This is a genomic window from Pseudomonas sp. JY-Q (genome assembly GCF_001655295.1).
Lineage (GTDB): Bacteria > Pseudomonadota > Gammaproteobacteria > Pseudomonadales > Pseudomonadaceae > Aquipseudomonas > Aquipseudomonas alloputida.
This window is the reverse complement of the sequence record NZ_CP011525.1, coordinates 372,976-398,786: the sequence shown is the minus strand read 5'-3', so window position 1 is coordinate 398,786 and position 25,811 is coordinate 372,976. Positions and strand designations below refer to the sequence as shown.

The window sequence follows — 25,811 nt, the reverse complement described above, 5'->3', positions numbered from 1 at the left end:
CCCAGTGTAGGCGGCCAATATGTACTGTTTAAGGCTCAGCGGGCCCGGCGGTCGGGAGGGCGATGGCGGATACTGCCGCCATACAGCCCCGGCGTCTTATGTCGGACGATAAACACGCACATTGGCATGTCCCTCACTGAGCAGGTGGTGTGCGTGCAAACGGCTCATCACACCCTTGTCGCAATACAGCAAGTACTGGCGCGTGGGGTCCAGGTGCTTGAACTTGCTGTTGATGGCGTAGAACGGCATGGCCTGGACTTCGATACCTTCCAGCACCAGAGGTTCGTCTTCCTGGGCATCGGGGTGGCGAATGTCGATGACGATCTGGCCTGGCAGCGCCTCGGCCACTTCCTCGATTTCGATGTCCTTGCCCAGCTCATCGATCACATGGTCGATGGAAATGAACTTGGCGCGCTCAAGAGCGCGCTCCAGCACGGCCATGTCGAACTGCTTTTCTTCGTGCTCCATGCGGTGACGCTTGGCATGGGTGGTCGGGTTTACCGAGATCACGCCGCAGTATTCCGGCATGTGCTTGGCAAAGTCCGCGGTGCCGATTTCGGTGGCCTGGTCGATGATGTCCTGCTTGTGGCTGGCCAGCAGCGGGCGCAGCACCAGCTTGTCGGTGGCCGAGTCGATGATCGACAGGTTCGGCAGGGTCTGGCTGGACACCTGGGAAATCGCTTCGCCAGTCACCAGCGCGTCGATCTGCAGGCGGTCGGCCATATGGGCGGCGCCGCGCAGCATCATGCGCTTGAGGGTCACGCCCATGTAGCTGTTGTCGACCTTGTTGAGGATCTCGCCAACCACTTCTTCGAACGGCACGCTGATGAACAGTACGCGCTGGCTGCTGCCGTATTTTTTCCACAGGTAATGGGCCACTTCCATTACGCCCAGCTCGTGGGCACGGCCGCCGAGGTTGAAGAAGCAGAAGTGGGTCATCAGGCCGCGGCGCATCATCTGGTAGGCCGCAACGGTGGAGTCGAAACCACCGGACATCAGCACCAGGGTCTGCTCCAGGGCACCCAGCGGATAACCGCCGATGCCGTTGTGCTGGTTGTGGATCACGTACAGGCGCTGGTCGCGGATTTCGATGCGCACCAGCACTTCAGGCTTTTTCAGCTCGATCCCGGCGGCGCCACACTGCTGGCGCAGCTGGCTGCCGACGTAACGGTCGACGTCCATCGAGGTGAAGTCATGGTGGCCACCGCGCTTGCAGCGCACGGCGAAGTGCTTGCCGGCCAGCAGGTGGCCGAAGTGGTGCTTGCACTTGGCGACGATGTCGTCGAAGTCACCCAGCGGGTATTCCTCTACCTGCAGGAAGTGGGTGATACCCGGGGTGCAGGTGAGGCGTTCGATCATCTCGCGCTGGACTTTTTCGTCTTCGACGCGGGTGACCACCTCGAGATTGTCCCAGACACCATCGACCGCGAGCTCAGGGTCGAGATCCTTGAGCACGTTGCGGATGTTCTTACCAAGCTGGCGGATGAAGCGCTTGCGCACCGGCCGGCTTTTGATGGTGATTTCTGGGAAGACTTTGACGATAAGTTTCATTGGTTAACAGCGCGCGCAGGGCCTGCCGAAAATGAGGGGCGCGAATTATATCGGAAATTGCTCAGGATTTGACCAACTTTTGATCAGAAGCTTTGAGATAAATGCAGAGGCCAGGTTTTGCAGTGCCTGTTCCGGCCCTTTCGCGGGTAAACCCGCCCGTAGGAGCGGGTTTACCCGCGAAGAGGCCCTAGAAGCTAGCACACTACTCACGCCACGCACCCAATTGGTGCGAGACGATCAAAAAACGCATCGTAAGGGTGCACTTTTACCCGCCAACCCAACGCCAAATGCCCGCAAACGCCCCCTTTTATCCCACCCTCGCCATTTTCGGGCACTGGCATGCAATTTGCTCCCTTGTGAGGCAGGTAAGCTTGGCCGACTATCCGCGCCCGGCAACACCCTTTTTCCAGGGCAGCGGCCCACCGCGCTCTAGACCATCCGGAGGACAACATGTCGAAGTCGGTTCAACTCATCAAAGATCATGACGTCAAGTGGATTGATCTGCGTTTCACGGACACCAAAGGCATTCAGCACCACGTGACCATGCCGTCGCGTGATGCGCTGGACGAAGACTTCTTCGAAGTCGGCAAGATGTTCGACGGTTCCTCCATCGCTGGCTGGAAAGGCATCGAAGCTTCCGACATGATCCTGATGCCGGTCGACGAAACCGCCGTTCTGGACCCGTTCACCGAAGAACCAACCCTGATCATCACCTGCGACATCGTCGACCCGTCGAGCATGCAGGGCTACGATCGCGACCCACGCGCCATCGCCAAGCGCGCTGAAGAGTACCTGAAGAGCACCGGCATCGGTGACACCGTATTCGCCGGCCCAGAGCCTGAGTTCTTCATCTTCGACGAAGTGAAGTTCCACTCGGACATCTCCGGTTCGATGTTCAAGATCTTCTCCGAGCAGGGCTCGTGGATGACCGGCGCTGACGTGGAAGGCGGCAACAAAGGCCACCGTCCAGGCGTGAAAGGCGGCTACTTCCCGGTTCCGCCGTTCGACCACGACCACGAAATCCGTACTGCCATGTGCAACGCCCTGGAAGAAATGGGCCAGACCGTTGAAGTTCACCACCACGAAGTGGCGACTGCCGGCCAGAACGAAATCGGCGTCAAGTTCAACACCCTGGTGAAGAAGGCTGACGAAGTACAGGCGCTGAAATACGTCGTGCACAACGTTGCCGACGCTTACGGCCGTACCGCCACCTTCATGCCGAAGCCACTGTACGGCGACAACGGCTCGGGCATGCACGTGCACATGTCGATCTGGAAAGACGGCAAGAACACCTTCTCGGGTGAAGGCTATGCCGGCCTGTCCGACACCGCCCTGTACTTCATCGGCGGTATCATCAAGCACGGTAAGGCCCTGAACGGCTTCACCAACCCGTCGACCAACTCGTACAAGCGTCTGGTCCCAGGCTTCGAAGCCCCGGTAATGCTGGCCTACTCGGCTCGCAACCGTTCCGCCTCGATCCGTATTCCTTACGTTGGCAGCCCGAAAGCCCGCCGTATCGAAGCACGCTTCCCGGACCCATCGGCCAACCCGTACCTGGCGTTCGCGGCCCTGCTGATGGCTGGCCTGGACGGCATCCAGAACAAGATCCACCCAGGCGACGCGGCCGACAAGAACCTGTACGACCTGCCGCCAGAAGAAGCCAAGAACATCCCGCAAGTGTGCGGCAGCCTGAAAGAAGCTCTGGAAGAGCTGGATAAAGGCCGTGCGTTCCTGACCAAGGGCGGCGTGTTCTCCGATGACTTCATCGACGCCTTCATCGAACTGAAGAGCGAAGAAGAAATCAAGGTCCGTACCTTCGTACACCCGCTGGAATACGAGCTGTACTACAGCTGCTGATCTGATTGGCGCCTCGCGCCGATGACATGATCACAACGGCCTCCCTCGGGAGGCCGTTTTTGTTTCTGCGCACCTTGCAGAAGCACCACTGATTCGCCTGCCACGCTATGCTCTATCTTGGTGCACTAATTCACGCCATGCCCTCAATTGCTCCCCAATCTGGTTCAGATTAAACGTTTCACCAAGACTTTCTGATCCGAATTTGCGCAGATTCAGGCCTTTATCGGTAAATCCCGCTTCTTTTCGGAGCTTTGGTTTGTTTCTTGCATTTTCTTATCCAGAGTCTCGCATCAGTGGATCCACCCCGCGTCCGGCCCTGACCAAAGCAGTGCCAGGCAAGCGCCAAACGAGGTCAACGACGCCTTATGACCATCAGCGATGCACAGCACCGTCTGCTTCTGGACAACCTGACCACCGCCACGTTGCTGCTCAACGCCGAGCTGCGCCTGGAGTACATGAACCCGGCCGCAGAAATGCTACTGGCCGTCAGCGGCCAGCGCAGCCATGGGCAGTTCATCAGCGAGCTGTTCACCGAATCGACCGAGGCGCTCAGTTCGCTGCGCCAGGCGGTCGAGCAGGCGCACCCGTTCACCAAGCGTGAAGCGCAGCTTACATCGCTGACCGGGCAGACCATCACCGTCGACTACGCGGTAACGCCGATACTGCATCAAGGCCAGACCCTGCTGTTGCTCGAGGTGCATCCGCGGGACCGTCTGCTGCGCATCACCAAGGAAGAGGCCCAACTGAGCAAGCAGGAAACCACCAAGATGCTGGTGCGCGGCCTGGCCCACGAAATCAAGAACCCCCTTGGCGGCATCCGCGGAGCGGCCCAGCTACTGGCCCGCGAACTGCCCGAGGAAGGGCTGCGCGACTACACCAATGTGATCATCGAAGAGGCCGACCGCTTGCGTAACCTGGTCGACCGCATGCTCGGCTCGAACAAGCTGCCGTCGCTGGCCATGACCAATATTCACGAAGTGCTGGAGCGGGTGTGCAGCCTGGTCGATGCCGAAAGCCAGGGGTGCATCACTTTGGTGCGCGATTACGACCCAAGCCTGCCGGACGTGCTGATCGACCGAGAACAGATGATTCAGGCCGTACTCAACATCGTGCGCAACGCCATGCAGGCGATCAGCTCGCAGAATGAGCTGCGCCTGGGTCGCATCACCTTGCGCAGCCGTGCCCTTCGCCAGTTCACCATCGGCCACGTGCGTCACCGCCTGGTAGCGCGGGTAGAAATCATCGACAACGGCCCGGGCATCCCGCCGGAACTGCAGGACACCCTCTTCTATCCCATGGTCAGTGGCCGCCCGGACGGTACCGGGCTGGGCCTGGCCATTACCCAGAACATCATCAGCCAGCACCAGGGCCTGATCGAGTGTGAAAGCCACGCTGGCCATACCGCCTTCTCGATTTACCTGCCTCTGGAACAAGGAGCCACCGCCTCATGAGCCGAAGTGAAACCGTATGGATCGTCGACGATGATCGTTCCATCCGCTGGGTCCTGGAAAAAGCCCTGCAACAGGAAGGCATGACCACCCAGAGCTTCGACAGCGCAGACGGTGTCATGGGACGCCTGGCACGCCAGCAACCCGACGTGATCATTTCCGACATTCGCATGCCTGGCACCAGCGGCCTCGACCTGCTGGCGCAGATCCGCGAGCAGCACCCGCGCCTGCCGGTCATCATCATGACCGCCCACTCCGACCTGGACAGCGCCGTGGCCTCGTACCAAGGCGGTGCCTTCGAGTACCTGCCCAAGCCATTCGACGTCGACGAAGCGGTATCACTGGTCAAGCGCGCCAACCAGCACGCCCAGGAGCAGCAAGGCCTGGATGTGCCACAGAACCTGGCGCGCACCCCGGAAATCATTGGTGAAGCCCCGGCGATGCAGGAGGTGTTCCGCGCCATCGGCCGCCTCAGCCACTCCAACATCACCGTGCTGATCAATGGCGAGTCCGGCACCGGCAAAGAACTGGTGGCCCACGCCCTGCACCGGCACAGCCCACGCGCAGCATCGCCGTTCATTGCCCTGAACATGGCCGCCATCCCCAAGGACTTGATGGAGTCGGAGCTGTTCGGCCATGAGAAAGGCGCCTTCACAGGTGCTGCCAACTTGCGTCGCGGCCGTTTCGAGCAGGCCGATGGTGGCACGCTGTTCCTCGACGAAATCGGGGACATGCCTGCCGACACCCAGACCCGCCTGCTGCGTGTGCTGGCCGATGGCGAGTTCTACCGCGTGGGCGGCCATGTGCCGGTCAAGGTCGACGTGCGCATCATCGCCGCCACCCACCAGAACCTGGAGTCACTGGTGCAGGCCGGCAAGTTTCGTGAGGACTTGTTCCACCGCCTGAACGTGATCCGCATCCATATTCCGCGCCTGGCCGACCGCCGCGAGGATATCCCCGCCCTCGCCCGCCACTTCCTTGCCCGGGCGGCCCAAGAGCTGGCAGTCGAGCCGAAGATCCTCAAGCCGGAGACTGAAGAGTTCATCCGCAACCTGCCATGGCCGGGCAATGTGCGGCAGATGGAGAACACCTGCCGCTGGATCACCGTGATGGCCTCCAGCCGCGAAGTGCTGATCGGCGACCTGCCACCCGAACTGCTGAACCTGCCACAAGACGCCGCGCCGGTAACCAACTGGGAGCAGGCCCTGCGCCAGTGGGCCGACCAGGCATTGGCGCGCGGGCAGACCAGCCTGCTGGACAGTGCAGTGCCGAGCTTTGAACGGATCATGATCGAAACGGCACTCAAGCACACCGCCGGCCGCCGTCGCGATGCCGCGCTGTTGCTGGGTTGGGGGCGCAATACCCTGACGCGCAAGATCAAGGAGCTGGGGATGAATGTGGCCGGGGGGGATGATGAGGAAGGTGATGACCACTGAGCTCTGAATTAGCTTTTTAGATTGCTGGGGCTGCTTTGCAGCCCATCGCGACACAAGGCCGCTCCCACAGGATCACCTCTGCCCCCAAGGCTGATGCGATGGACACACATCGCGGTCGTCGTAGGAGCGGGTTCACCCGCGAAGAGGCCGGGCCTGCTGGCCAATCTCCACCTGCCGTTCAGCGTTGCCACCACCACCGTATTCGCGGGTAAACCCGCTCCTACCACGATCCTGTGGGAGCGGCCTTGTGTCGCGATGGGGCGCAAAGCGGCCCCAGTCATTTCAGCCTTCTGAATGCACCGTTCCTGTGCCGGCTGCACCTCTCGAAGGCACAAATCCCCTCAAAATCCGGCCAAATCACCCGCAAAGCCCAGTATTCACGGCTTTTGCAAAACTGGCACGCCCCCTGCAATAAGCAATACATCTCCAGTTTCGGGGGCCCTGGTACAGGCAGGCCGGGTGAACCCCTCTTTTATTTGCAGCACCGCCGCTTTTGGGGACCTCGGTACAGGCAGGCCGGGACATCCCCCCTTTATACGCAGCACCCCTTTTGGGGACCCTGGTACAGGCAGGCCGGGATATCCCCTCTTTTATTCGTGCAGTTTCACTTGCACCCGCCAGCGTCCAGCGTCCTCTGCACCGGCCCATTCGCCGCGCAGGGGGCGCGCGGCCACCACCGTCAACAACAAACCTTCCTTGCTGTGCTGTACCCGCCAGCTCACCGGCTTGCCCTGCAGGCTGAGCTGCCCTTGCTGAGTCTTGCCCTGGGCCTGAAACAGCAACGCCACCGTCCCTTCCACGTTCTCGCCATGCAGCTTGGGCTCTTCGTTGAACCACAGCTCCAGGCCATCCTGCGTCGCTTGCACCTGCTGCAGCTCACGCTCGTCCGGCGTAGTCAGGCGACCGATCATCAGCCCTACCATCAAGCCAACGATCGCCAATGACAGCATCACCCGTGGGAAGGCCTTCGAACGCACGTCCGGTTCAGGGGTAGAATGCCCGTCATCTTCACGTTTGGAGCCGTGCATGTTTCACGTCATCCTTTTTCAACCAGAAATTCCGCCGAATACCGGCAACATCATTCGTCTATGCGCCAACAGCGGCTGTGCCCTGCACCTGATCGAACCCATCAGCTTCGAACTGGATGACAAGCGCCTGCGCCGCGCAGGGCTGGACTACCACGAGTATGCCACGCTCAAGCGCCACGAGAGCCTGGCCGGATGCCTGGAAAGCCTTGGCAACCCACGGTTGTTCGCCTTTACCACCAAGGGCTCGCACCCGTTCCACGAAGTGGCCTTCCAGCCGGGCGACGCCTTCCTGTTCGGGCCAGAGAGCCGCGGGTTGCCGGCCGAGGTGCTGGACAGCCTGCCGGCCGAGCATCGCCTGCGCCTGCCGATGCGGCCAGGGTGCCGTAGCCTGAACCTGTCCAATACCGTGGCGGTGACGGTGTATGAGGCGTGGCGACAGAACGGGTTTGCCGGCAGCTGATGTGTTGCCTGTACGGGCCTCTTCGCGGGTAAACCCGCTCCTACGCAGGCCGAGAGAACGGCGCAATCCCCTGTAGGCGCGGGTTTACCCGCGAAGAGGCCCGCGCCGGCAACAAAAAAGCGCCCCGAGAGGCGCTTTCTTGATACCGGCAGTAATTACTGCACAGTAGGCGCTTCACCCGCTTCCTGCATACGCTGCATTTCTTGCGCGTACAGGGCGTCGAAGTTGACCGGCGACAGCATCAGCGCCGGGAACGAACCGCGGGTCACCAGGCTGTCCAGGGCCTCACGGGCATAAGGGAACAGGATGTTCGGGCAGAACGCACCCAGGGTGTGGCTCATCGAAGGCGCATCGAGGTTGGCGATCAGGAAGATACCGGCCTGCTGCACTTCAGCAATGAAGGCCACTTCATCACCGTTCTTGACGGTAACCGACAGGGTCAGCACGACCTCGTGGAAGTCACCTTCCAGGGATTTCTGCTTGGTGTTCAGGTCCAGGGCAACGCTCGGTTCCCAGGTCTGACGGAAGATCTGTGGGCTTTTCGGGGCCTCGAACGACAGGTCGCGCACATAGATGCGCTGCAGGGAGAACTGAGGGCTGTTGTCTTCTGCAGCAGCGCCGTTGGTCTGTTGGTCAGTCATGTCAGATCCTTATCCTAATGTTTTTGAATGCAGTGCAAATCAGGCCGCCAGCAACGCGTCGAGCTTGCCCGCGCGCTCCAGGGCATAGAGGTCATCGCATCCACCGACATGGGTACTGCCGATCCAGATCTGCGGCACCGACGTACGGCCGGCTTTCTGACTCATCTCGGCGCGAACCTGCGGTTTGCCGTCGACCTTGATTTCCTCGAAGGCCACGCCCTTGCTCTCGAGCAGGTACTTGGCACGCATGCAGTAGGGGCAGTAGTCGCTGGAATAGACGATGACAGGCTTCATATCACTTCACCAGGGGCAGGTTATCGGCTTTCCAGCTGGAAACGCCACCGCTCAGTTTGGCGGCGTTGTAACCAGCTTTGAGCAGCTCGCGGCAAATGGTGCCGGACTGCTGGCCCATCGCGTCGACGACGATCAAGGTCTTTTCTTTATGCTTGTCCAGCTCGGTCATGCGGTTGGCCAGCTTGTCCTGCGGGATGTTCACCGCGCCGACGATGTGACCGGCGGAGTATTCCTTGGCCGGGCGAATATCGATCACCAGGGCCTTCTCGGCATTGACCAGGGCTGTCAGTTGGCCATTAGTCAGGCTCTGGCCACCACGACGGATTTCATTGACGAGCAGCAGGACCAGCAGAATGAGGAAGATCGCAACCAGGATGTAGTGATCTGTCGCGAATTGAATCAGGTGAGCAACCATCAGCGGTGTTCCAGGCGATTGAAAATGCCGGCCAGTATACACAGCCCCTTGGTGCCACCAAAGCCCGACGGGCCGGCCACAAAACCACCTTCATGTTGCTACCACAGGTGCGCCGGTCGGTGGAATGGGACGAATATTCGCCGCAGGTGGCGTATTTGCCCTAAAATGCGTGTCTTTATCATCTTTGAACAACCGTGAGTTTGATTGATGACGAGCACGCCCAAACCCCTGGTCCTGATTATCCTGGATGGCTTCGGCCATAGTGATATCCCCGAACACAACGCCATCTTTGCCGCCGATAAACCGGTCTATGACCGCCTGTGCGCCACCCAGCCGCATGGCCTCATTTCCGGCTCGGGCATGGATGTCGGCCTGCCGGACGGGCAGATGGGCAACTCCGAAGTCGGTCATATGAACCTCGGCGCAGGTCGTGTCGTCTATCAGGACTTCACCCGGGTGACCAAGGCCATCCGCGACGGCGAGTTCTTCGAAAACCCGGTACTGACAGGTGCTGTGGACAAGGCAGTCGGTGCTGGCAAGGCCGTGCACATCCTCGGCCTGCTGTCCGATGGTGGCGTACACAGCCACCAGGAGCACTTGGTGGCCATGGCCGAACTGGCCGCCCAGCGTGGCGCTGAAAAGATCTACCTGCACGCCTTCCTCGATGGCCGGGACACCCCGCCACGCAGCGCGCAGTCGCCCATCGAACTGCTCGACGCCACCTTCGCCAAACTGGGCAAGGGCCGCATTGCCAGCCTGATCGGCCGCTACTACGCCATGGACCGCGACAATCGCTGGGACCGCGTCAGCGCCGCCTACAACCTCATCGTCGACAGCACTGCCGAGTACACCGCTGACACGGCCCTGGCAGGCCTTGAAGCGGCTTACGCCCGCGACGAAAGCGACGAGTTCGTCAAGGCCACGCGCATTGGCGAAGCCGTCAAGGTCGAAGATGGCGATGCCGTGATTTTCATGAACTTCCGCGCCGACCGCGCTCGCGAACTGTCGCGTGCATTCGTAGAGCCAGACTTTACGGAATTCGCCCGTGCGCGCCTGCCGAAGATGGCGGCGTACATCGGCCTGACCCAGTATTCGGCGAAGATCCCGGCACCGGCAGCCTTTGCCCCGTCCAGCCTGAACAACGTGCTGGGCGAATACCTGGCGAAAAACGGCAAGACCCAGCTGCGCATCGCCGAAACCGAGAAATACGCCCACGTCACCTTCTTCTTCTCGGGTGGCCGTGAAGAGCCGTTCGAAGGCGAAGAACGCATCCTGATCCCGTCGCCGAAGGTCGCCACCTATGACCTGCAACCGGAAATGAGCGCACCAGAGGTGACCGATCGCATCGTCGAAGCCATCGAACAGCAGCGCTTCGACGTCATCGTGGTCAACTACGCCAACGGCGACATGGTCGGCCACACCGGCGTGTTCGAGGCGGCGGTCAAGGCCGTCGAAGCACTGGATACCTGTGTAGGGCGCATTGTCGATGCACTGGACAAGGTCGGCGGCGAGGCCCTGATCACCGCTGACCACGGCAACGTCGAGCAAATGGAAGACGAGTGCACCGGCCAGGCGCACACCGCGCACACGACCGAGCCGGTACCGTTCATCTATGTGGGCAAGCGCAACGTGAAAGTGCGTGAAGGCGGCGTGCTGGCAGACGTGGCGCCGACCATGCTGAAGCTGCTTGGGCTGGAAAAGCCGGTGGAAATGACCGGTACCTCGATTCTGGTCGACGCCTGAATGTCGAAAGGGGCTGCGTTGCAGCCCCAATTGCACATGAATTCCAGACAAACGCCCCCCTGCATCCGCAGCGAGGCGTTTTTTTTGCCTGCCCAGGCGGGCATACTAGGCCAGTCTCCATCCTTGGTACGCCAAACCCCATGCTTCGCGCCCTGATCCTCCTAGCCCTGTCTTGCCTGCTCAGCCCGGCCTTCGCCGATGAGCGTGCGCAGACCCAGCAGCAACTGGACGCCACCCGCCAGGACATTGCCGAGCTCAAGAAAACGCTGAGCAAGCTCCAGGAAGAAAAGGCCGGTGTGCAAAAAGACCTCAAAGCCACCGAAACCGACATCGGCAACCTCGAAAAGCAGGTGGAGGCCCTGCAGCAAGAACTAAAAAAGACTGAAGGCGAGCTGGAGCGCCTTGATACCGAGAAAAAAAAACTCCAGAGCGCCCGCGTTGAACAACAACGACTGATCGCCATTCAGGCCCGTTCGGCCTACCAGAACAACGGTCGCGAGGAATACCTCAAGCTGCTGCTCAACCAGCAGAACCCCGAGAAATTCGCCCGCACCCTCACCTATTACGACTACCTGAGCAAGGCGCGCCTGGAGCAATTGCGCACCTTCAACGAGACCTTGCGCCAACTGGCCAACGTCGAACAGGCAATTTCCAGCCAGCAACAACAACTGCTGGCCCAGCGCACCGACCTCGATAGCCGCCGCCAGGCCCTGGAAACCGAGCGCGCCAAGCGCCAGCAGGTACTGGCAAAGCTCAACAGCGATGTAAAAGACCGCGATCAGAAGCTGCAAGCGCGCGAACAGGACCAGGCCGACCTGGCCAAAGTCCTGAAGACCATCGAGGAAACCCTCGCCCGCCAGGCGCGTGAAGCTGAAGAGGCACGCAAGAAGGCCCTGCTGGCACAGCAGGAAGCAGAAAAACGCCGCCAGCAGGAAGCGCTGGCCGCCGCCGCTGCCCGCGACCGGGCCCGTGAGCCCGCAGAGCCCGCAGAGCCAGTGGAACCGCCGAAAAAGGCCCGCACCACCCTCGGGCCGATGGTTTCCAGCGATGGCGCGAACTACGGCGGCGCATTTTCTGCTGCGCGGGGCAAACTTCCATGGCCAGTCAATGGTCGATTGCTGGCACGCTTCGGTGATGCCCGCGGTAGCGACGCTCGTGCCAAGTGGGACGGGGTTATGATCAGCGCCAACCCAGGCACCCAGGTACGTGCCGTACACGGCGGGCGTGTGGTATTCGCGGACTGGTTGCGCGGCGCCGGGCTTCTGGTCATTCTCGACCATGGCAACGGTTACCTGAGCCTGTACGGCCACAACCAGAGCCTGCTCAAGAATGCCGGTGATATCGTCAAGGCCGGTGAAGCCATTTCCACCGTTGGCGACAGCGGTGGCCAGGACGCGGCAGGCTTGTATTTCGCTATCCGCCAGCAAGGCCGGCCTGCCGACCCTTCGCAGTGGTGCCGTGGCTAGTCAAATTTCTACGGCGCAGCCTGAGTGCTGCGCCGATGCTCCCCAGGGAGCGCTTACAGGATCAGGAGTTCGTTCGACATGCTGCACTCGCCTCGTCTCACCCAGCTGGCCCTGTCCATCGCCCTGGCGGTCGGCGCGCCCCTGGCCACCGCCGCAGAGCCGGCCAAGGCCGCCGCAGTGCCAGCCACCGAGGTGACCGCCAAGGCGCCACTGCCGCTGGAAGAACTGCGCACCTTCGCCGAGGTCCTGGACCGCATCAAGGCCGCCTACGTCGAACCGGTTGACGACAAGACTCTGCTGGAAAACGCCATCAAGGGCATGCTCAGCAACCTTGACCCGCATTCGGCCTACCTTGGCCCCGAGGACTTCCAGGAGCTGCAGGAAAGCACCAGCGGCGAGTTCGGCGGGCTGGGTATTGAAGTAGGCCAGGAAGACGGCTTCATCAAGGTGGTTTCGCCAATCGACGACACCCCAGCCTCGCGGGCCGGCGTGCAGGCCGGTGACTTGATCGTCAAGATCAACGGCGCCCCGACCCGCGGCCAGACCATGACCGAAGCGGTCGACAAGATGCGCGGCAAGGTCGGCGAGAAAATCACCCTGACCTTGGTGCGCGACGGCGGCAACCCGTTCGACGTGAACCTGACCCGTGCAGTCATTCAGGTCAAGAGCGTGAAGAGCCAGCTGCTGGAGAACGATTACGGCTACATCCGTATCACCCAGTTCCAGGTCAAGACCGGAGACGAAGTGGGCAAGGCCCTGGCCAAGCTGCGCAAGGACAACGGCAAGAAGCTGCGCGGGGTGGTGCTGGACCTGCGCAACAACCCAGGCGGCGTGTTGCAGTCGGCAGTGGAAGTGGCCGACCACTTCCTGACCAAAGGTCTGATCGTCTACACCAAGGGCCGCATCGCCAACTCCGAGCTGCGTTTCTCGGCCGACCCGGCCGATGCCAGCGCAGGCGTGCCGCTGGTGGTACTGATCAACGGTGGCAGTGCATCGGCATCGGAAATTGTCGCCGGCGCCCTGCAGGACCAGAAGCGCGCCGTGCTGATGGGCACCGACAGCTTCGGCAAAGGCTCGGTGCAGACCGTGCTGCCACTGGCCAACGACCGCGCCCTGAAGCTCACCACTGCGCTGTACTACACCCCCAACGGCCGCTCGATCCAGGCGCAGGGCATCGTCCCGGACATCGAGGTGCGTCCGGCCAAGCTCACCGCCGAAGCCGACACCGACAACTTCAAGGAAGCCGACCTGCAGGGCCACCTGGGCAACGGCAACGGCGGCGCCGACCGCCCGACCGGCAGCAGCAAGCGCAAGGAGCGACCGCAGGATGACGACTTCCAGCTGAGCCAGGCACTGAGCCTGCTCAAGGGCCTGAACATCACCAAGGGCGACTGATCCACCCTATGCGTTATCTGCTGTGTCTGTTGTTTTGCCTGATGGCCGGAATCGCGCAAGCGGCGCCGGCCAACAAGGCCTACATGAGCATCATCATCGACGACCTGGGCCAGAGCCCCGAGCGTGACAGCCGTACCCTGGCCCTGCCCGGGCCGGTGACCATGGCGATCATGCCCGACACTCCACATGCCACCGACTTTGCCCGCCAGGCGCACAAGGCCGGCAAGACGGTGATCCTGCACATGCCCATGGACCCGGCCACCGGGCCCTATGCCTGGCACCCGGGCATCGCCATCGAAGAGCTGGCGCGGCGCCTGGACGCGGCATTGGTCAAGGTGCCCTACGCTGCCGGCATCAACAACCACATGGGCAGCCGCATGACCGCACAGCGTGAACCCATGGCGTGGTTGATGGGCGAGCTGCAGCGGCGCCATCTGTTCTTTGTCGACAGCCGCACCAGTGCCGCCACGGTCGCCGCAGCCGAGGCTCAAGCACATGATGTCGCGCATGTGTCACGGGATGTATTTCTGGATGACGTGCGCACGCCGGAAGCCATCGACGCTCAGCTGCAACAGGGTATTGCACTGGCCCGCAAGCAAGGCTCGGCCGTACTGATCGGCCACCCCTACCCGCAGACGCTAGCGGTACTGGAAAGTCAAATTCCACGGCTCAAGCAATTGGGGATCGAACTGGTCACGTTGCAACAGATGATCGCCACACGTGGCAACCAGGCCATGCCTGCACACGGCAAGCATGGCCGTTACAGCAACCGCTAACATTCGCTGATCGCGGCGCTGGGCCACCCGGGCGAAGGTTCAGAGGTTGAACGGAATGACATCCTTGGCCTGTGCGTAGGTCAGGTTACCCCGATAAATGCTCAGTACCTGCCCCTCGCTCGCCGCCTTCATTTGCTCGCGATACCCCATCTTTCGCTGGCTCCACAGCTTGAGATGGCCTTTGCCAAACGCCGTCGGCGCCGCCTGCGAGTCGGCAAAATGGAAATGTGCGGCCCACAAGGGTTTACCTCGACCCTCACCGGGAGCACGCAACAGGCTGATCCGGTACTCGTCCAGATAGCCATCGGAGACCACCTGCCGAGGCCCGACATATTCCACGGCGAGCAACCCCTGTTGATGGAGAAAATTGAGCCCTCTGGAACCTGGATAGCGCGTCTTGCTGTAAAGCGCTACCAAACAGTCGCGGCGGGCCTGACGCAACTGAATCAACGCATCGTCCATGCCCGCCAGCAGCGCGTGCTCGGCGTCGGCATCGCTGAGCTGTTCACGCAGCTCGGCCACTTCGTTGATCTGGCCATCCAGCATCGACATCAGGCCCATGTCGTCAGCATCCTTGGCAACCAGGGCTCTGGCTTGAGCGATGACATTTTCGTTCTGTGCCAGCATGGCCTCGGCCAGCTCCCGGTTGTTCCTTTCGGACTCCGGCGTAGAAGTCCGCGATGGCTGTTCCGGTTCGCCCGAGGCTACCTCTTCAACCCAGGTGTTTCCCTGTTTCTGGAAGCGATGCAGCGCGCTCTTGTTGAAAGCCGCTACAACTTGCAGCACAGCCTGCCCCTCGACCACCGATTCGCTGCCAATGACTATCTGACCAGCCCGCGTATGGGCCACCTGCAGGCTCTTTCGTGAATAAACCGCACGACGTGTGCCACGGACCTGCCCGTCCGCCTGCTCGCGCATGGCCTCGACCAACGCCTCACCGGCCATGGTTTTCAGTTCCACCATCTGTTGCTTGTAGGCCTCAAGGCGCTGGACATCGATGAGCTTGCTGCCGAGTGTCTTGATCCGTTCGGCGTTGAGAATCGCCGCGAGGTATTCGTCCCACGCACTTTGCAGCACCTCGATTCGTTCGGCGACAGGCAAGTCACAGAACATCAGCAGATGATGCGTTTGTGCGGCCACCCGCAGACGCTGACTGGCGAGCGCATGGCGGAAGATCATGTAGTGCTGGGTAGGCGTGCCTTTGTGCCACTGCAGGGCCAGCTCGACCAGGCCCATGGCCTGGAAAAACCGGATGTTGATCGTGGTCGTCTTACGGCTCGCGATAATGCTCGAGACGGTCAGCGTGGAATTGATGTAAGGCACTTGCATGTCGATATCGGTGATGGCCAACAGGCGATCCAGCTGGCTGGAGACATTGATGATCCTGGGCTGCTCTTCAAGCAACTTCTCCAACATCGTCCGGAACCTGACATACAACTCGGCCTGTTTCTCTGGCGGTGCGTCATTGAGCGCATTGGTGAGTTGGTCGTATTCCCTGAACCCACCCAAGGCCAGGAGCTCATCAATGAAGAACATGCCAAAGCTGATCAGGTTCTTGCGGACCTGGCCCAAGAGTATCCGTTGATCTCTCACGCTGCCGACGTGCGTCGAGGCGCTCGACTTGTCAAGCACGTAGGTAATGTTGCGTTCGGCCTCGAGATAACCAAGGAACAATCTCTCGTTCAAGGGCAGGCGCTGGTTGCGCAGCGTATTCGTCTGCTCTTGCAACTGCTGGAACTTGAGCTTGAACAACGCGGTAGCCTGCTCGAATTGCGCACGTTCGTCTGGGTCGGTGGGTGGCGCCTTTTGCAACCGATCCTCGACTTTTCTTACCGGATCACGCAAACCGACAATCTGCTCGCTCAACGCGTTGAAATCCTTCGTGGCAGCCTCCGCGGTCAAGATAAGCCGCTCTATCTCGGCCTGAGCCTTGGCAATCGGCCCGCCAAGCTTCTTGCGCAGTCGCTCGCGGGCCAACTCGCCGGAGCGATCATTGCCACCGTACAAGCGCGAATTATTGAGGTGCCAGACATCGCCGTCGCGCATCAGGTATGGCCCAACCGTGCCGTCCGGACCGATGATGCGAAACGCTGCGTTATCAAGGCTGACTCGGTAGACATTACCGCCCAGAGACACATAGAAATCATCCCCAATCCGCACCAGCCCCGCAGCCACGCCCTGCGTCTGCGGTTCACGCCCCTCCAGCGAAACGCTGGCCGCCAACGCCCGCATTTGGCCGCGCTGGGCACTCGACAGGCCGTTGAGCCCCCCAGCCCCACGCCAGGAAAAGTCGAGGTGGGTGTTGGCCATCGCCTGCAGGCTGTCGACCGAGACGCTGGGCTCCCGCGTCGCGGTGGAAAGGTTCGCCAACTCGATCCCATTGCCTGCAGCAGGCCCCTGGAGCAGCGATGGCGGCAGGTCGCCAGAGACGGGCGGCGCTGCCAGTTTCGGCGTCTGCAGGTGTATCAGTGCCAGCAAGGTGTTGTTCAGCACATCGACCATCGCCTGGATGCGCTCGTCGAAATGCGAACTGGCCAGGCCATGCACATCGTTGATCAAGCTGCGCATGCCGATGTAGAGCCAGGCAACCGAGGTGAGCGGCCCCGGTAACACTGGAAACACGACATTCAGCAGTTCCCAGGAAAATGCCGTGACCAGCCGCCAGCGCACCTCGCTGTTGCTCATGGCGCTGCGATCCGCCAGCTCCAGCAACATCCGGCCCTTGGCTTCGAACATCTGCCGATCCACGTCCCGCGCCCAGAATTGCAGCGCCAACTGAACAGGCTGCGGTTTCTCCGGGAGGGTGTAAGGGTCGAGCAGCCATTGGGGCAGGTGCGGCTCCCGGAAGCCGCCATTATCGTAGACTGCGCGCTGAGCTTGCTCGATCCACAGCAGCACGCTGTCCTGCAGCGCCCCCGGGCGGCTGATCGCATCCAACAGTGCCTGAGCGCTGCCGAACTGAATCAGCGCCTTTTCGGTGTACAGCGGGCAGTACAACAGATAAACACCCAACTCGATGATTTCGATCACGTAGAAACCATGCGCCACGTCGACCCTCTCTGATGTCGGCGAGCGTTTGAACGCCAGCGGTGCAATCCGCACAGCGGCTGCACCTTCTTGGCCGCTACGGCAGAATTCTGCCAGGGCGCCGTAGGCGAACTTGTCGAGCCGTTTGACGGCACGCGCCCGCGCAGCATCGAACATCAGGGTGATACGCCAGCGTATGGCAAATGCCGAGATGTGTTCGGCCCGGCTCGCTGAGCGATCGATCATCGACTGTACATGACGTGGATAACTGCCGCCGATGTCGACTCGCTGTACCAGCTCACGGACGTAATCAATGGTCATCCACTTCATGATCAGCTGGTTTTCACGGTGCGCGATGTGTGTCACCACCCCTCCTGCGGTGGCATCCAGGCGGCCGATCGCCAACTGCGTCAAAGTCAGCTTCTTGTCGCCGGTCTTCTGGCCGAAGCCCAGCCCGTGACCGTCACTGACAAAGGTCTCGACAGTGAGGATAAGGTCATCAGGAAAGTAATTGGCGTCTACCGGGTGGTCATGCAGCATCTCCTCGCGCAGGCGCGTCGCCGCATAGGTGTGCAAGTCCGGCAGACCGTCCTGAATGCCCTGGGCTGGGGTGCGCTGTTGCAGTAGCGACAAGTCGAGCATGGCTTGCAGGTAGGCGGTCTGGCTATCCGTATCGGCTCGCGACAGGCCCTTGGGGAGCGCCAAGCCCAGCCCACCGGAGCCATAGTCACTGAACTCGGCAAAAAAGGACGCGGGGTCGCAGGCCAAATGGCAGTAATGCTCCAGTTGGTCGACGCTGTCGATCGCACTCCAGCGCAGGCGGGCCACGCGCTCGAGCAAGATTTCCAGCAACAAGGCGCTGTACAGGGCGAAAGCGTCGCCCTCCACCGTCAGGCCTTGCCAGCTCAACTCATCAAACCGGTAACGTCCCGCCATCTGCATTTGCAACGCCGCGCCGAACGCAGCCTGGGCGTCGAAACTGCGGACCAGGCCTTCGGGAGAACACCAGAGTGTCAGTTCGCGAACTTCACTGGAGGCGGTAATCAGCAAACCGGGCAACAGTTCATGGAACGTGTCTTCGCCCTCACGTAACGCTACCCGCACCAGCTGCACATCGAGCCCGGTACGGTTGCCCATCATCAGGTCACGCAGCAGCTTGCGTTGTTCGTCGTCCAGCGCTTCGTCCTTCAGGCCATCGAGCAGGTTGGCGCGCAACAACTGCTGCAACCACAGGTCCCGGTCGATCGTGGCGTCGCCGTTCCAATAGCCGATCTGCGCTTGCTGGAAGTGCCAAAGCAGTATCGGCAGCAACGCGTTGAGGCCATCGGTCAGGCGCGCGGGCTCGATCAAATCGCCCTCAGCAGTTTCGAAGCTCGACTCGATGGCGAAAAAGCGCCGAGGCGGGTTCAGGCTAAGGCGGTAGTCACTTGCTGGGGTGAGGTCCAGTGGTTTAGCCGCAAGCAGGGCCTGCAGCACAACATCCACCAGCGGCTGAGGGTGCCAGACACCATCCGGCTGCAGGGACATCAGGTATAGCGGTGCAGCCGAGGTCATTTCAGGGCGATGCACGCCAACCAGAGGATAGTGCTCCAGAATCACCTTCATGATCTGTTCACCTGCGACCTGCCGGAATGTAGGACGGCTGGCGAACTGGGCAGCGACTGCGTGATTGAGGTTGTGCGCGTGAGTGGCGGGCATGACCAGGACTCGTTGTGGAATGAACCACAAAGCGTCCTGGAGATGTTATCGAATGAGGTGCTACATATTGCTGCTGGCAAGCCGCCACACCTGGCAGTGCGGCGGCCTGCCGGGAAGTCAGCTATAGACGCGGCCAAGCACCTGGCGATGGCTCTCGAACTGATCGAGCACATCACGCACGATCTGGTCTGGGGCAAAGCCCATCAGGTCGTACTCCTGACTGCCGTCATGCAGGTAGACCTCGGCGCGGTAAAAGCGCTGGCGCAGTTCAGGCTCACCCTCGACCGGCGGCTCGCTCGACGCGGCCATATAGCCGTCAAGGCTCACTTCGTAGACGAAAGGGTTGCCTTCTTCCATCATCACCCGCAAGCCCATCAGGTTGCGCGACTGGCCAACGCGGGTTTCCACCTCGAAGCCCTGCGTCTGCAGCTGTGCAGCGGCTTCTTTCAACGCCGGGCTGACCTGCTTGTCCATGAAGCGCTGTACCACGGCCTGGGTCGGCTGCAGTTCCAGCTGGGTCAGGCGCTCGCTAAAGCCGCGACGGCCACGGGCGGCCAGTTCGGCGCGCTCCTGCTCGATCACCACGTCCTGCTTCATGGCCTTGTACAGGCCGAACATGAACAGCACCAGCACCAGCACCACCGAGAATGGCAGGCCCGCCAGCACGACCATGGTCTGCATGGCTTCGAAGTTACCGGCAAACAGCAGGCCGATCGTGACCAGGGTGATCACCACGGACCAGAACACCACCATCCAGTGCGGGGCATCCTCGTCGACCTTGCCGCCTGTGCACGACAGGTTGGCCATCATCACCGCGCCGGAGTCGGCCGGTGTGAGGAACAGCACGAAACCGACGAACACTGCCACACCAATGACGATCTTGGCTGCCGGGAAGTATTCCAGCAGCTGGTAGATCGACATCGATGGCTGTTCCAGCGCAGTCTTGCCCAGCTCCACGGCGCCCTGGTTGATCACCAGGTCCAGTGCGGTGTTGCCGAAGATCGACAGCCAGGCCAGGGTGAAGCCCAGCGGGATCAGCAGCACACCCATCACCAGTTGGCGCACGGTGCGGCCCTTGGAAATACGCGCAATGAACATGCCGACGAACGGGCCCCAGGAGATCCACCAGGCCCAGTAGAACACGGTCCACAGGCCCAGCCAGCGCTCCGACTTGCCGGCTTCGCCTTCATACACATAGAGGTCGAAGGTTTTCAGCACGATGCCGTTGAGGTAGTCGCCGACGTTCTGCACGAAGCCGTTGAGCAGGTGCAGGGTTTCGCCGCCCAGCAGCACGAAGATCAACAGGCCACTGAACAGCATGATGTTCAGGTTGGACAGGCGGCGAATGCCGTTTTCCACACCCGATACCGCTGCCACGGTAGCCACGCCAGCCATGACCAGGATCACCACCAGCAGGTTGGTCTTGCTGTGGTCCATGCCGAACAGGTATTCCAGGCCGGACGACACCTGCATCGAGCCGATGCCCAAGTTGGTCACCAGGCCCAGCAGGGTGACGAACATGCCGAAGATGTCGACGGCGTTGCCGGCAGCGCCCTTGACCCAACGCTCGCCCACCAGCGGGTACAGCGCCGAACGCAGTGCCAGCGGCTGGTTGTGGCGGTAAGCGAAGTAACCCACGGCCAGGCCGACCAGGGCATAGATCGCCCAGCCGTGCAGGCCCCAGTGCAGGAAGGTCAGCTGCAGGCCCTGGCGCGCGGCCTCGAGGCTGGCCGGGGTGCCCTCCGGTGGGTTGAAGTAGTGGTCCAGGGGCTCGGAGGCGCCGAAGTACAGCAGCGAAATACCGATACCGGACGAGAACAGCATGCCGGCCCAGGCGCCGTAGCTGAAGTCAGGCTGGTCGTCCTTGCCACCCAGCTTGAGGCTGCCGTAGTCGGAGAAAGCCAGGTAGACGACGAACAGCAGGTATCCGCAGATGACCAGCATGTAGTACCAGCCAAAGGTGCGCGTCAGCCACTTCTGGGCCACGCCCAGCACCTGGCCGGCAGTTTCGGGTACAGCGATCAGCAAGGCAGTCAGAACAAGGATCATCAGCGCGGAGGTGAAGAACACCACGCGGTTGACCCGTACCCTCTCGGCGGGGGGCTTGGTAAGTGAGGCAGAACTCATTGCACGAATGCTCCGGGCAGTGCGGCTGTGGAGGCTAATCAGTCTTTCCCGAGCAATTGGTGGAATATCCCCACTGCATCAGGTGTTATAAAAGAACCCTGGAAACCGTGATCCCGAATCGATACGTTGCCAAAAACAGACAGGTGGCCTGCTGAAAATGCCACGCCTCAACGGAGGTGTGCGCATTCGTCACAGGTCACCCCGCCCGCTCCAAGGGCCTGTCGCAGGGCCAATGGCCGTACGGCAGAATCTGCATTTCGCATCGCTCATGCCCGTCAACACCTTGTATTCCGGGGGTTACGCGATTTCCTGGGGTGTCAATCCGTGCCGTCTCGACCGCCTGAAAAACTGTCAATGGCACAAATTGTCGCAGAGCTTATTCTTTATTGATTGAACGTTCAATCAAAACAAAATAGACTGGCCTTCGCCGAGTCAGCCGCCTGTCGTCTGCTCGCAGGCCTGAGGAGATAGCAAGATGCCCAAGGTCGGTATGCAACCCATCCGGCGCCAGCAGTTGATCGAAGCCACATTGCAGGCGGTCGATCAGGTCGGACTGGGGGACGCCAGCATTGCGCTGATTGCCCGTTTGGCCGGTGTGTCGAACGGCATCATCAGTCACTACTTTCGGGACAAGAACGGCCTGATCGCAGCGACGATGGGTTACATCATGAGCATGCTCAACGAAGGCGTCAGAGCACGTCGCCAGGCCCTGAAAGACGACAGCCCGCGCGCTCACCTGAAAGTGATCATCGAGGGCAACTTCGATGCCAGCCAGGTAAACGGCCCGGCAATGAAAACCTGGTTGGCCTTCTGGGCTTCCAGCATGCACCAGCCCGATTTGCACAGGTTGCAGCGGATCAACGACCACCGCTTGTATTCCAACCTGTGCTGCCAGTTCCGCCGCGCCCTGCCGCTTTACCATGCGCGCAAGGCAGCCCGCGGCCTGGCAGCCCTGATCGACGGTTTGTGGCTGCGTGGTGCCCTGTCGGGTGATGCATTCGACACCGACCAGGCGATACGGATTGCTTACGAATACATGGATCTACAACTGGCTAAGCAGCACACCCTGGGCACCAACGACCAGGCCGCTGAACAAGCGCGCACGGCACTTGCCAACCCGGCAGGAGCGTGACGCGCAAGCCAAACCACACACTGCACTTGCGAGGACACTATGGCCCGTTTCGGAACGCAAAAACTCTACATTGATGGCGCTTACGTCGACGCTGGCAGCGATGCCACTTTCGAGGCCATCAACCCGGCCACCGGCGAAGTCCTCGCCCACGTGCAACGTGCTACCGAGGCTGACGTCGAGAAGGCCGTGGAAAGCGCCGAGCGTGGCCAGAAAGTCTGGGCTGCGATGACTGCCATGCAGCGTTCGCGCATCCTGCGCCGCGCCGTCGACATCCTGCGCGAGCGCAACGACGAGCTGGCCATGCTGGAAACCCTGGACACCGGCAAGTCGTACTCCGAAACCCGCTACGTCGACATCGTCACCGGCGCCGACGTCCTGGAATACTACGCAGGCCTGGTACCGGCCATCGAAGGCGAGCAGATCCCGCTGCGCGAATCGTCCTTCGTTTACACCCGCCGCGAGCCGCTGGGCGTAACCGTGGGTATCGGTGCCTGGAACTACCCGATCCAGATCGCCCTGTGGAAATCTGCCCCGGCCCTGGCCGCTGGCAACGCGATGATCTTCAAACCGTCGGAAGTCACTTCGCTGACCACCCTGAAACTGGCCGAGATCTACACCGAAGCCGGCCTGCCAAACGGCGTGTTCAACGTTCTGACCGGCAGCGGCCGCGAAGTCGGCACCTGGCTGACCGAGCACCCGCGCATCGAAAAAGTGTCTTTCACCGGCGGCACCACCACCGGCAAGAAAGTCATGGCCAGCGCCTCCAGCTCTTCGCTGAAGGAAGTGACCATGGAACTGGGCGGCAAGTCGCCTCTGATCATCTGTGCCGACGCCGATCTGGACAAGGCCGCTGATATCGCCATGATGGCCAACTTCTACAGCTCGGGCCAGGTGTGCACCAACGGCACCCGCGTGTTCATCCCGGCTGAAATGAAGGCGGCCTTCGAAGCCAAGATCGCCGAGCGCGTTGCCCGCATCCGCGTTGGCAACCCGGAAGACGAAAACACCAACTTCGGCCCGCTGGTCAGCTTCCAGCACATGGAAAGCGTGCTGGGCTACATCGCCAAGGGCAAGGAAGAAGGTGCCCGCGTGCTGTGCGGTGGCGAGCGCCTGACTGCCGGTGACTTCGCCAAAGGTGCCTTCGTTGCGCCGACCGTGTTCACCGACTGCACCGACGACATGACCATCGTCAAGGAAGAGATCTTCGGCCCGGTGATGAGCATCCTCACCTACGAAACCGAAGAAGAAGTGATCCGCCGTGCCAACGACACCGACTACGGCCTGGCCGCCGGCGTCTGCACCAACGACATCACCCGCGCCCACCGCATCATCCACAAGCTCGAAGCCGGTATCTGCTGGATCAACGCCTGGGGTGAATCGCCAGCCGAAATGCCGGTAGGTGGCTACAAGCAGTCGGGCGTCGGCCGTGAAAACGGCGTCAGCTCGCTGGCTCAATACACTCGCATCAAGTCGGTCCAGGTCGAGCTGGGCGGCTACAACTCGGTTTTCTAAACCCTGTCTAGCCCCGCCCGTGCCACCGCGCACGGGCGTACCCGCTCCCCGATCACCGCCAACACGAGGGTACTTTCATGTCCCAAGAATTCGATTACATCATCGTCGGTGCCGGCTCGGCCGGTAACACCCTGGCGACCCGCCTGACCGAAGATGCCGGCGTCACCGTATTGCTGCTGGAAGCCGGTGGTCCCGACTACCGCTTCGACTTCCGCACCCAGATGCCAGCCGCCCTGGCCTTCCCGCTGCAAGGCCGCCGCTACAACTGGGCCTACGAGACCGACCCGGAGCCGTACATGGACGGCCGCCGCATGGAATGTGGCCGTGGCAAGGGCCTGGGTGGCTCGTCGCTGATCAACGGCATGTGCTACATCCGCGGCAACGCCATGGACTTCGACGGCTGGGCAGAACTGCCAGGCCTGGACGACTGGACCTACCTCGACTGCCTGCCGTACTTCCGCAAAGCCGAAACCCGTGATATCGGCCCTAACGACTACCACGGTGGTGACGGCCCGGTCAGTGTGGCCACGCCAAAGGCTGGCAACAACCCGCTGTTCCACGCCATGGTTGAAGCAGGTGTGCAAGCCGGTTACCCGCGTACCGAAGACCTCAACGGCTACCAACAGGAAGGCTTCGGCCCGATGGACCGTTCGGTGACCAAGAACGGCCGCCGCTCCAGCACCGCCCGTGGCTACCTGGACCAGGCCAAGAAACGCCCGAACCTGACCATCGTCACCCACGCCCTGACCGACCGCGTGCTGTTCGACGGCAAGCGCGCCGTAGGCGTAACCTACCTGGTCGGCGACAGCGAAGAACGCGTTGAAGCCCGCGCCCGCAAGGAAGTGATCGTCAGCTCTGGCGCCATCGCTTCGCCGCAGCTGCTGCAGCGCTCCGGCGTCGGCCCGCGCGCCCTGCTGGAAAGCCTCGACATCCCGGTTGTGCACGACCTTCCGGGCGTTGGTGAAAACCTTCAGGACCACCTGGAGCTGTACCTGCAGTACGCCTGCACCCAGCCGGTATCGCTGTACCCATCGCTGCTGTGGTGGAACCAGCCGGCCATCGGTGCCGAGTGGTTGTTCAATGGCACCGGCATCGGCGCCAGCAACCAGTTCGAGGCCGGTGGTTTCATTCGTACCCGCCCGGAGTTCAAGTGGCCGAACATCCAGTACCACTTCCTGCCGGTTGCGATTAACTACAACGGCTCCAATGGCGTGAAGGAACATGGCTTCCAGGCGCACATGGGCTCCATGCGCTCGCCTGCCCGTGGCCGCATCCAGGCCAAGTCGAAAGACCCGCGCCAGCACCCGAGCATCCTGTTCAACTACATGTCCACCGAGCAGGACTGGCAGGAATTCCGTGACGGCATTCGCCTGACCCGTGAAATCATGGCCCAGCCGGCGCTGGACCCGTACCGTGGCCGCGAAATCAGCCCGGGCGCCGACGTGCAAACCGACGAGCAGTTGGACAAGTTCATCCGCGAGCACGCCGAAACTGCCTTCCACCCGTCCTGCTCGTGCAAGATGGGTACCGACGACATGGCAGTGGTCGATGGCGAAGGCCGCGTGCACGGCATGAAGGGCCTGCGTGTGGTCGATGCGTCGATCATGCCACTGATCATCACCGGCAACCTCAATGCCACCACGATCATGATTGCCGAAAAGATTTCGGACAAAATCCGTGGTCGCAAGCCACTGCCGCGCAGCACTGCCAAGTACTACGTGGCGGGCGATGCGCCAGTGAAAGGCAAGCCGATGCGTGAAGTGAAGCAGGGCTGAGGCCTTGATCAGGGGCCGCTCAGCGGCCCC

Annotated in this window: 18 protein-coding genes and 1 pseudogene; 11 read left to right on the top strand and 8 right to left on the bottom strand. The window is 61.4% G+C overall.

The genetic code is table 11. The annotated features are described in order from the left end of the window. Nucleotides 1-96 precede the first annotated feature (96 nt). Nucleotides 97-1,551, bottom strand: coding sequence for a tRNA uracil 4-sulfurtransferase ThiI (gene thiI, locus AA098_RS01750; protein WP_003249221.1), 1,455 nt, complete (start codon nt 1,549-1,551; stop codon nt 97-99). Between the two features lie 450 nt (nt 1,552-2,001). Between thiI and glnA the strand changes: the two genes are divergently transcribed. The 3 genes from glnA to ntrC all read left to right on the top strand — a co-directional run bounded on the left by glnA (nt 2,002) and on the right by ntrC (nt 6,292). Further along, the gene (glnA, locus tag AA098_RS01745) at nt 2,002-3,408 is read left to right on the top strand and encodes a type I glutamate--ammonia ligase (protein WP_003249219.1); all 1,407 of its coding nucleotides are present in this window, start codon (nt 2,002-2,004) and stop codon (nt 3,406-3,408) included. Between the two features lie 365 nt (nt 3,409-3,773). After that, nucleotides 3,774-4,859 (top strand): nitrogen regulation protein NR(II), encoded by a 1,086-nt coding sequence (gene glnL, locus AA098_RS01740; protein ID WP_003249215.1) that lies wholly within the window; start codon nt 3,774-3,776, stop codon nt 4,857-4,859. Then, the gene (gene ntrC / locus AA098_RS01735) at nt 4,856-6,292 is read left to right on the top strand and encodes a nitrogen regulation protein NR(I) (RefSeq protein WP_003249213.1); all 1,437 of its coding nucleotides are present in this window, start codon (nt 4,856-4,858) and stop codon (nt 6,290-6,292) included. The genes glnL and ntrC overlap by 4 nt, the downstream gene beginning before the upstream one ends. A 590-nt stretch (nt 6,293-6,882) precedes the next feature. On the opposite strand, the gene AA098_RS01730 is transcribed toward ntrC, so the two are convergent. After that, complete coding sequence (locus tag AA098_RS01730; protein WP_064613764.1) at nt 6,883-7,320, bottom strand: hypothetical protein; 438 nt, start codon at nt 7,318-7,320, stop codon at nt 6,883-6,885. On the opposite strand from AA098_RS01730, the gene trmL reads away from it, so the two are divergent. Beyond that, nucleotides 7,319-7,780, top strand: coding sequence for a tRNA (uridine(34)/cytosine(34)/5-carboxymethylaminomethyluridine(34)-2'-O)-methyltransferase TrmL (gene trmL, locus AA098_RS01725; protein WP_003249209.1), 462 nt, complete (start codon nt 7,319-7,321; stop codon nt 7,778-7,780). The two genes, AA098_RS01730 and trmL, sit on opposite strands and share 2 nt — an antisense overlap. 155 nt (nt 7,781-7,935) lie before the next feature. Here the strand turns inward: trmL and secB are convergent, their stop codons facing one another. Genes secB through AA098_RS01710 form a run of 3 tightly spaced genes read right to left on the bottom strand, consistent with a single transcriptional unit; the run spans nt 7,936 to nt 9,130 of the window. Beyond that, a complete protein-coding gene (gene secB, locus AA098_RS01720; protein ID WP_003249206.1) occupies nt 7,936-8,421 on the bottom strand; it encodes a protein-export chaperone SecB in 486 nt (161 codons plus the stop codon). 39 nt (nt 8,422-8,460) lie between these two features. Next, complete coding sequence (gene grxC / locus AA098_RS01715; protein ID WP_003249204.1) at nt 8,461-8,715, bottom strand: glutaredoxin 3; 255 nt, start codon at nt 8,713-8,715, stop codon at nt 8,461-8,463. 1 nt (nt 8,716) lies between these two features. After that, entirely contained in the window at nt 8,717-9,130 is a 414-nt protein-coding gene (locus AA098_RS01710) for a rhodanese-like domain-containing protein (protein ID WP_003249200.1), read from the bottom strand. Between the two features lie 207 nt (nt 9,131-9,337). On the opposite strand from AA098_RS01710, the gene gpmI reads away from it, so the two are divergent. The 4 genes from gpmI to AA098_RS01690 all read left to right on the top strand — a co-directional run bounded on the left by gpmI (nt 9,338) and on the right by AA098_RS01690 (nt 14,510). Next, a complete protein-coding gene (gpmI, locus tag AA098_RS01705; RefSeq protein WP_060544918.1) occupies nt 9,338-10,873 on the top strand; it encodes a 2,3-bisphosphoglycerate-independent phosphoglycerate mutase in 1,536 nt (511 codons plus the stop codon). Nucleotides 10,874-11,013: 140 nt separating this feature from the next. Further along, nucleotides 11,014-12,339 carry a murein hydrolase activator EnvC gene (locus AA098_RS01700; RefSeq protein ID WP_064613763.1) on the top strand — a complete coding sequence of 442 codons (1,326 nt, stop codon included), beginning with the start codon at nt 11,014-11,016 and terminating at the stop codon, nt 12,337-12,339. Between the two features lie 78 nt (nt 12,340-12,417). Continuing rightward, nucleotides 12,418-13,734 carry a S41 family peptidase gene (locus tag AA098_RS01695; protein WP_003249193.1) on the top strand — a complete coding sequence of 439 codons (1,317 nt, stop codon included), beginning with the start codon at nt 12,418-12,420 and terminating at the stop codon, nt 13,732-13,734. A gap of 8 nt (nt 13,735-13,742) precedes the next feature. Next, entirely contained in the window at nt 13,743-14,510 is a 768-nt protein-coding gene (locus AA098_RS01690; RefSeq protein WP_003249191.1) for a divergent polysaccharide deacetylase family protein, read from the top strand. A gap of 39 nt (nt 14,511-14,549) precedes the next feature. Here the strand turns inward: AA098_RS01690 and AA098_RS01685 are convergent, their stop codons facing one another. The 3 genes and pseudogenes from AA098_RS01685 to AA098_RS01680 all read right to left on the bottom strand — a co-directional run bounded on the left by AA098_RS01685 (nt 14,550) and on the right by AA098_RS01680 (nt 21,305). Beyond that, nucleotides 14,550-19,235, bottom strand: a complete 4,686-nt coding sequence (locus AA098_RS01685) for a dermonecrotic toxin domain-containing protein (protein ID WP_064613762.1) — start codon at nt 19,233-19,235, stop codon at nt 14,550-14,552. A 117-nt stretch (nt 19,236-19,352) separates the two neighbouring features. After that, nucleotides 19,353-19,817, bottom strand: coding sequence for a hypothetical protein (locus AA098_RS29420; RefSeq protein ID WP_177331254.1), 465 nt, complete (start codon nt 19,815-19,817; stop codon nt 19,353-19,355). Then, a pseudogene (locus AA098_RS01680) lies at nt 19,765-21,305 on the bottom strand (BCCT family transporter). Before AA098_RS01680 ends, AA098_RS29420 begins: the two are co-directional and overlap by 53 nt. Nucleotides 21,306-21,837: 532 nt before the next feature. Between AA098_RS01680 and betI the strand changes: the two are divergent. The 3 genes from betI to betA all read left to right on the top strand — a co-directional run bounded on the left by betI (nt 21,838) and on the right by betA (nt 25,781). Next, nucleotides 21,838-22,494 carry a transcriptional regulator BetI gene (gene betI / locus AA098_RS01675; protein ID WP_003249185.1) on the top strand — a complete coding sequence of 219 codons (657 nt, stop codon included), beginning with the start codon at nt 21,838-21,840 and terminating at the stop codon, nt 22,492-22,494. Nucleotides 22,495-22,533: 39 nt separating this feature from the next. After that, nucleotides 22,534-24,006: a betaine-aldehyde dehydrogenase gene (gene betB / locus AA098_RS01670; RefSeq protein ID WP_003249182.1), complete on the top strand. Its 1,473-nt coding sequence runs from the start codon at nt 22,534-22,536 to the stop codon at nt 24,004-24,006. 77 nt (nt 24,007-24,083) lie between these two features. Continuing rightward, on the top strand, nt 24,084-25,781 hold the full coding sequence (gene betA / locus AA098_RS01665; protein WP_047603594.1) for a choline dehydrogenase: 1,698 nt from the start codon (nt 24,084-24,086) through the stop codon (nt 25,779-25,781). Nucleotides 25,782-25,811 lie beyond the last annotated feature (30 nt).

Coding starts and splice junctions, on each gene's coding strand:
- AA098_RS01685 (WP_064613762.1), bottom strand. CDS start 19,235: ATGCCCGCCACTCACGCGCACAACCTCAATCACGCAGTCGCTGCCCAG.
- secB (WP_003249206.1), bottom strand. CDS start 8,421: ATGACTGACCAACAGACCAACGGCGCTGCTGCAGAAGACAACAGCCCT.
- betI (WP_003249185.1), top strand. CDS start 21,838: ATGCCCAAGGTCGGTATGCAACCCATCCGGCGCCAGCAGTTGATCGAA.
- AA098_RS01690 (WP_003249191.1), top strand. CDS start 13,743: ATGCGTTATCTGCTGTGTCTGTTGTTTTGCCTGATGGCCGGAATCGCG.
- betA (WP_047603594.1), top strand. CDS start 24,084: ATGTCCCAAGAATTCGATTACATCATCGTCGGTGCCGGCTCGGCCGGT.
- glnL (WP_003249215.1), top strand. CDS start 3,774: ATGACCATCAGCGATGCACAGCACCGTCTGCTTCTGGACAACCTGACC.
- gpmI (WP_060544918.1), top strand. CDS start 9,338: ATGACGAGCACGCCCAAACCCCTGGTCCTGATTATCCTGGATGGCTTC.
- thiI (WP_003249221.1), bottom strand. CDS start 1,551: ATGAAACTTATCGTCAAAGTCTTCCCAGAAATCACCATCAAAAGCCGG.
- glnA (WP_003249219.1), top strand. CDS start 2,002: ATGTCGAAGTCGGTTCAACTCATCAAAGATCATGACGTCAAGTGGATT.
- trmL (WP_003249209.1), top strand. CDS start 7,319: ATGTTTCACGTCATCCTTTTTCAACCAGAAATTCCGCCGAATACCGGC.
- AA098_RS01695 (WP_003249193.1), top strand. CDS start 12,418: ATGCTGCACTCGCCTCGTCTCACCCAGCTGGCCCTGTCCATCGCCCTG.
- AA098_RS01730 (WP_064613764.1), bottom strand. CDS start 7,320: ATGCACGGCTCCAAACGTGAAGATGACGGGCATTCTACCCCTGAACCG.
- AA098_RS01710 (WP_003249200.1), bottom strand. CDS start 9,130: ATGGTTGCTCACCTGATTCAATTCGCGACAGATCACTACATCCTGGTT.
- ntrC (WP_003249213.1), top strand. CDS start 4,856: ATGAGCCGAAGTGAAACCGTATGGATCGTCGACGATGATCGTTCCATC.
- betB (WP_003249182.1), top strand. CDS start 22,534: ATGGCCCGTTTCGGAACGCAAAAACTCTACATTGATGGCGCTTACGTC.
- grxC (WP_003249204.1), bottom strand. CDS start 8,715: ATGAAGCCTGTCATCGTCTATTCCAGCGACTACTGCCCCTACTGCATG.
- AA098_RS01700 (WP_064613763.1), top strand. CDS start 11,014: ATGCTTCGCGCCCTGATCCTCCTAGCCCTGTCTTGCCTGCTCAGCCCG.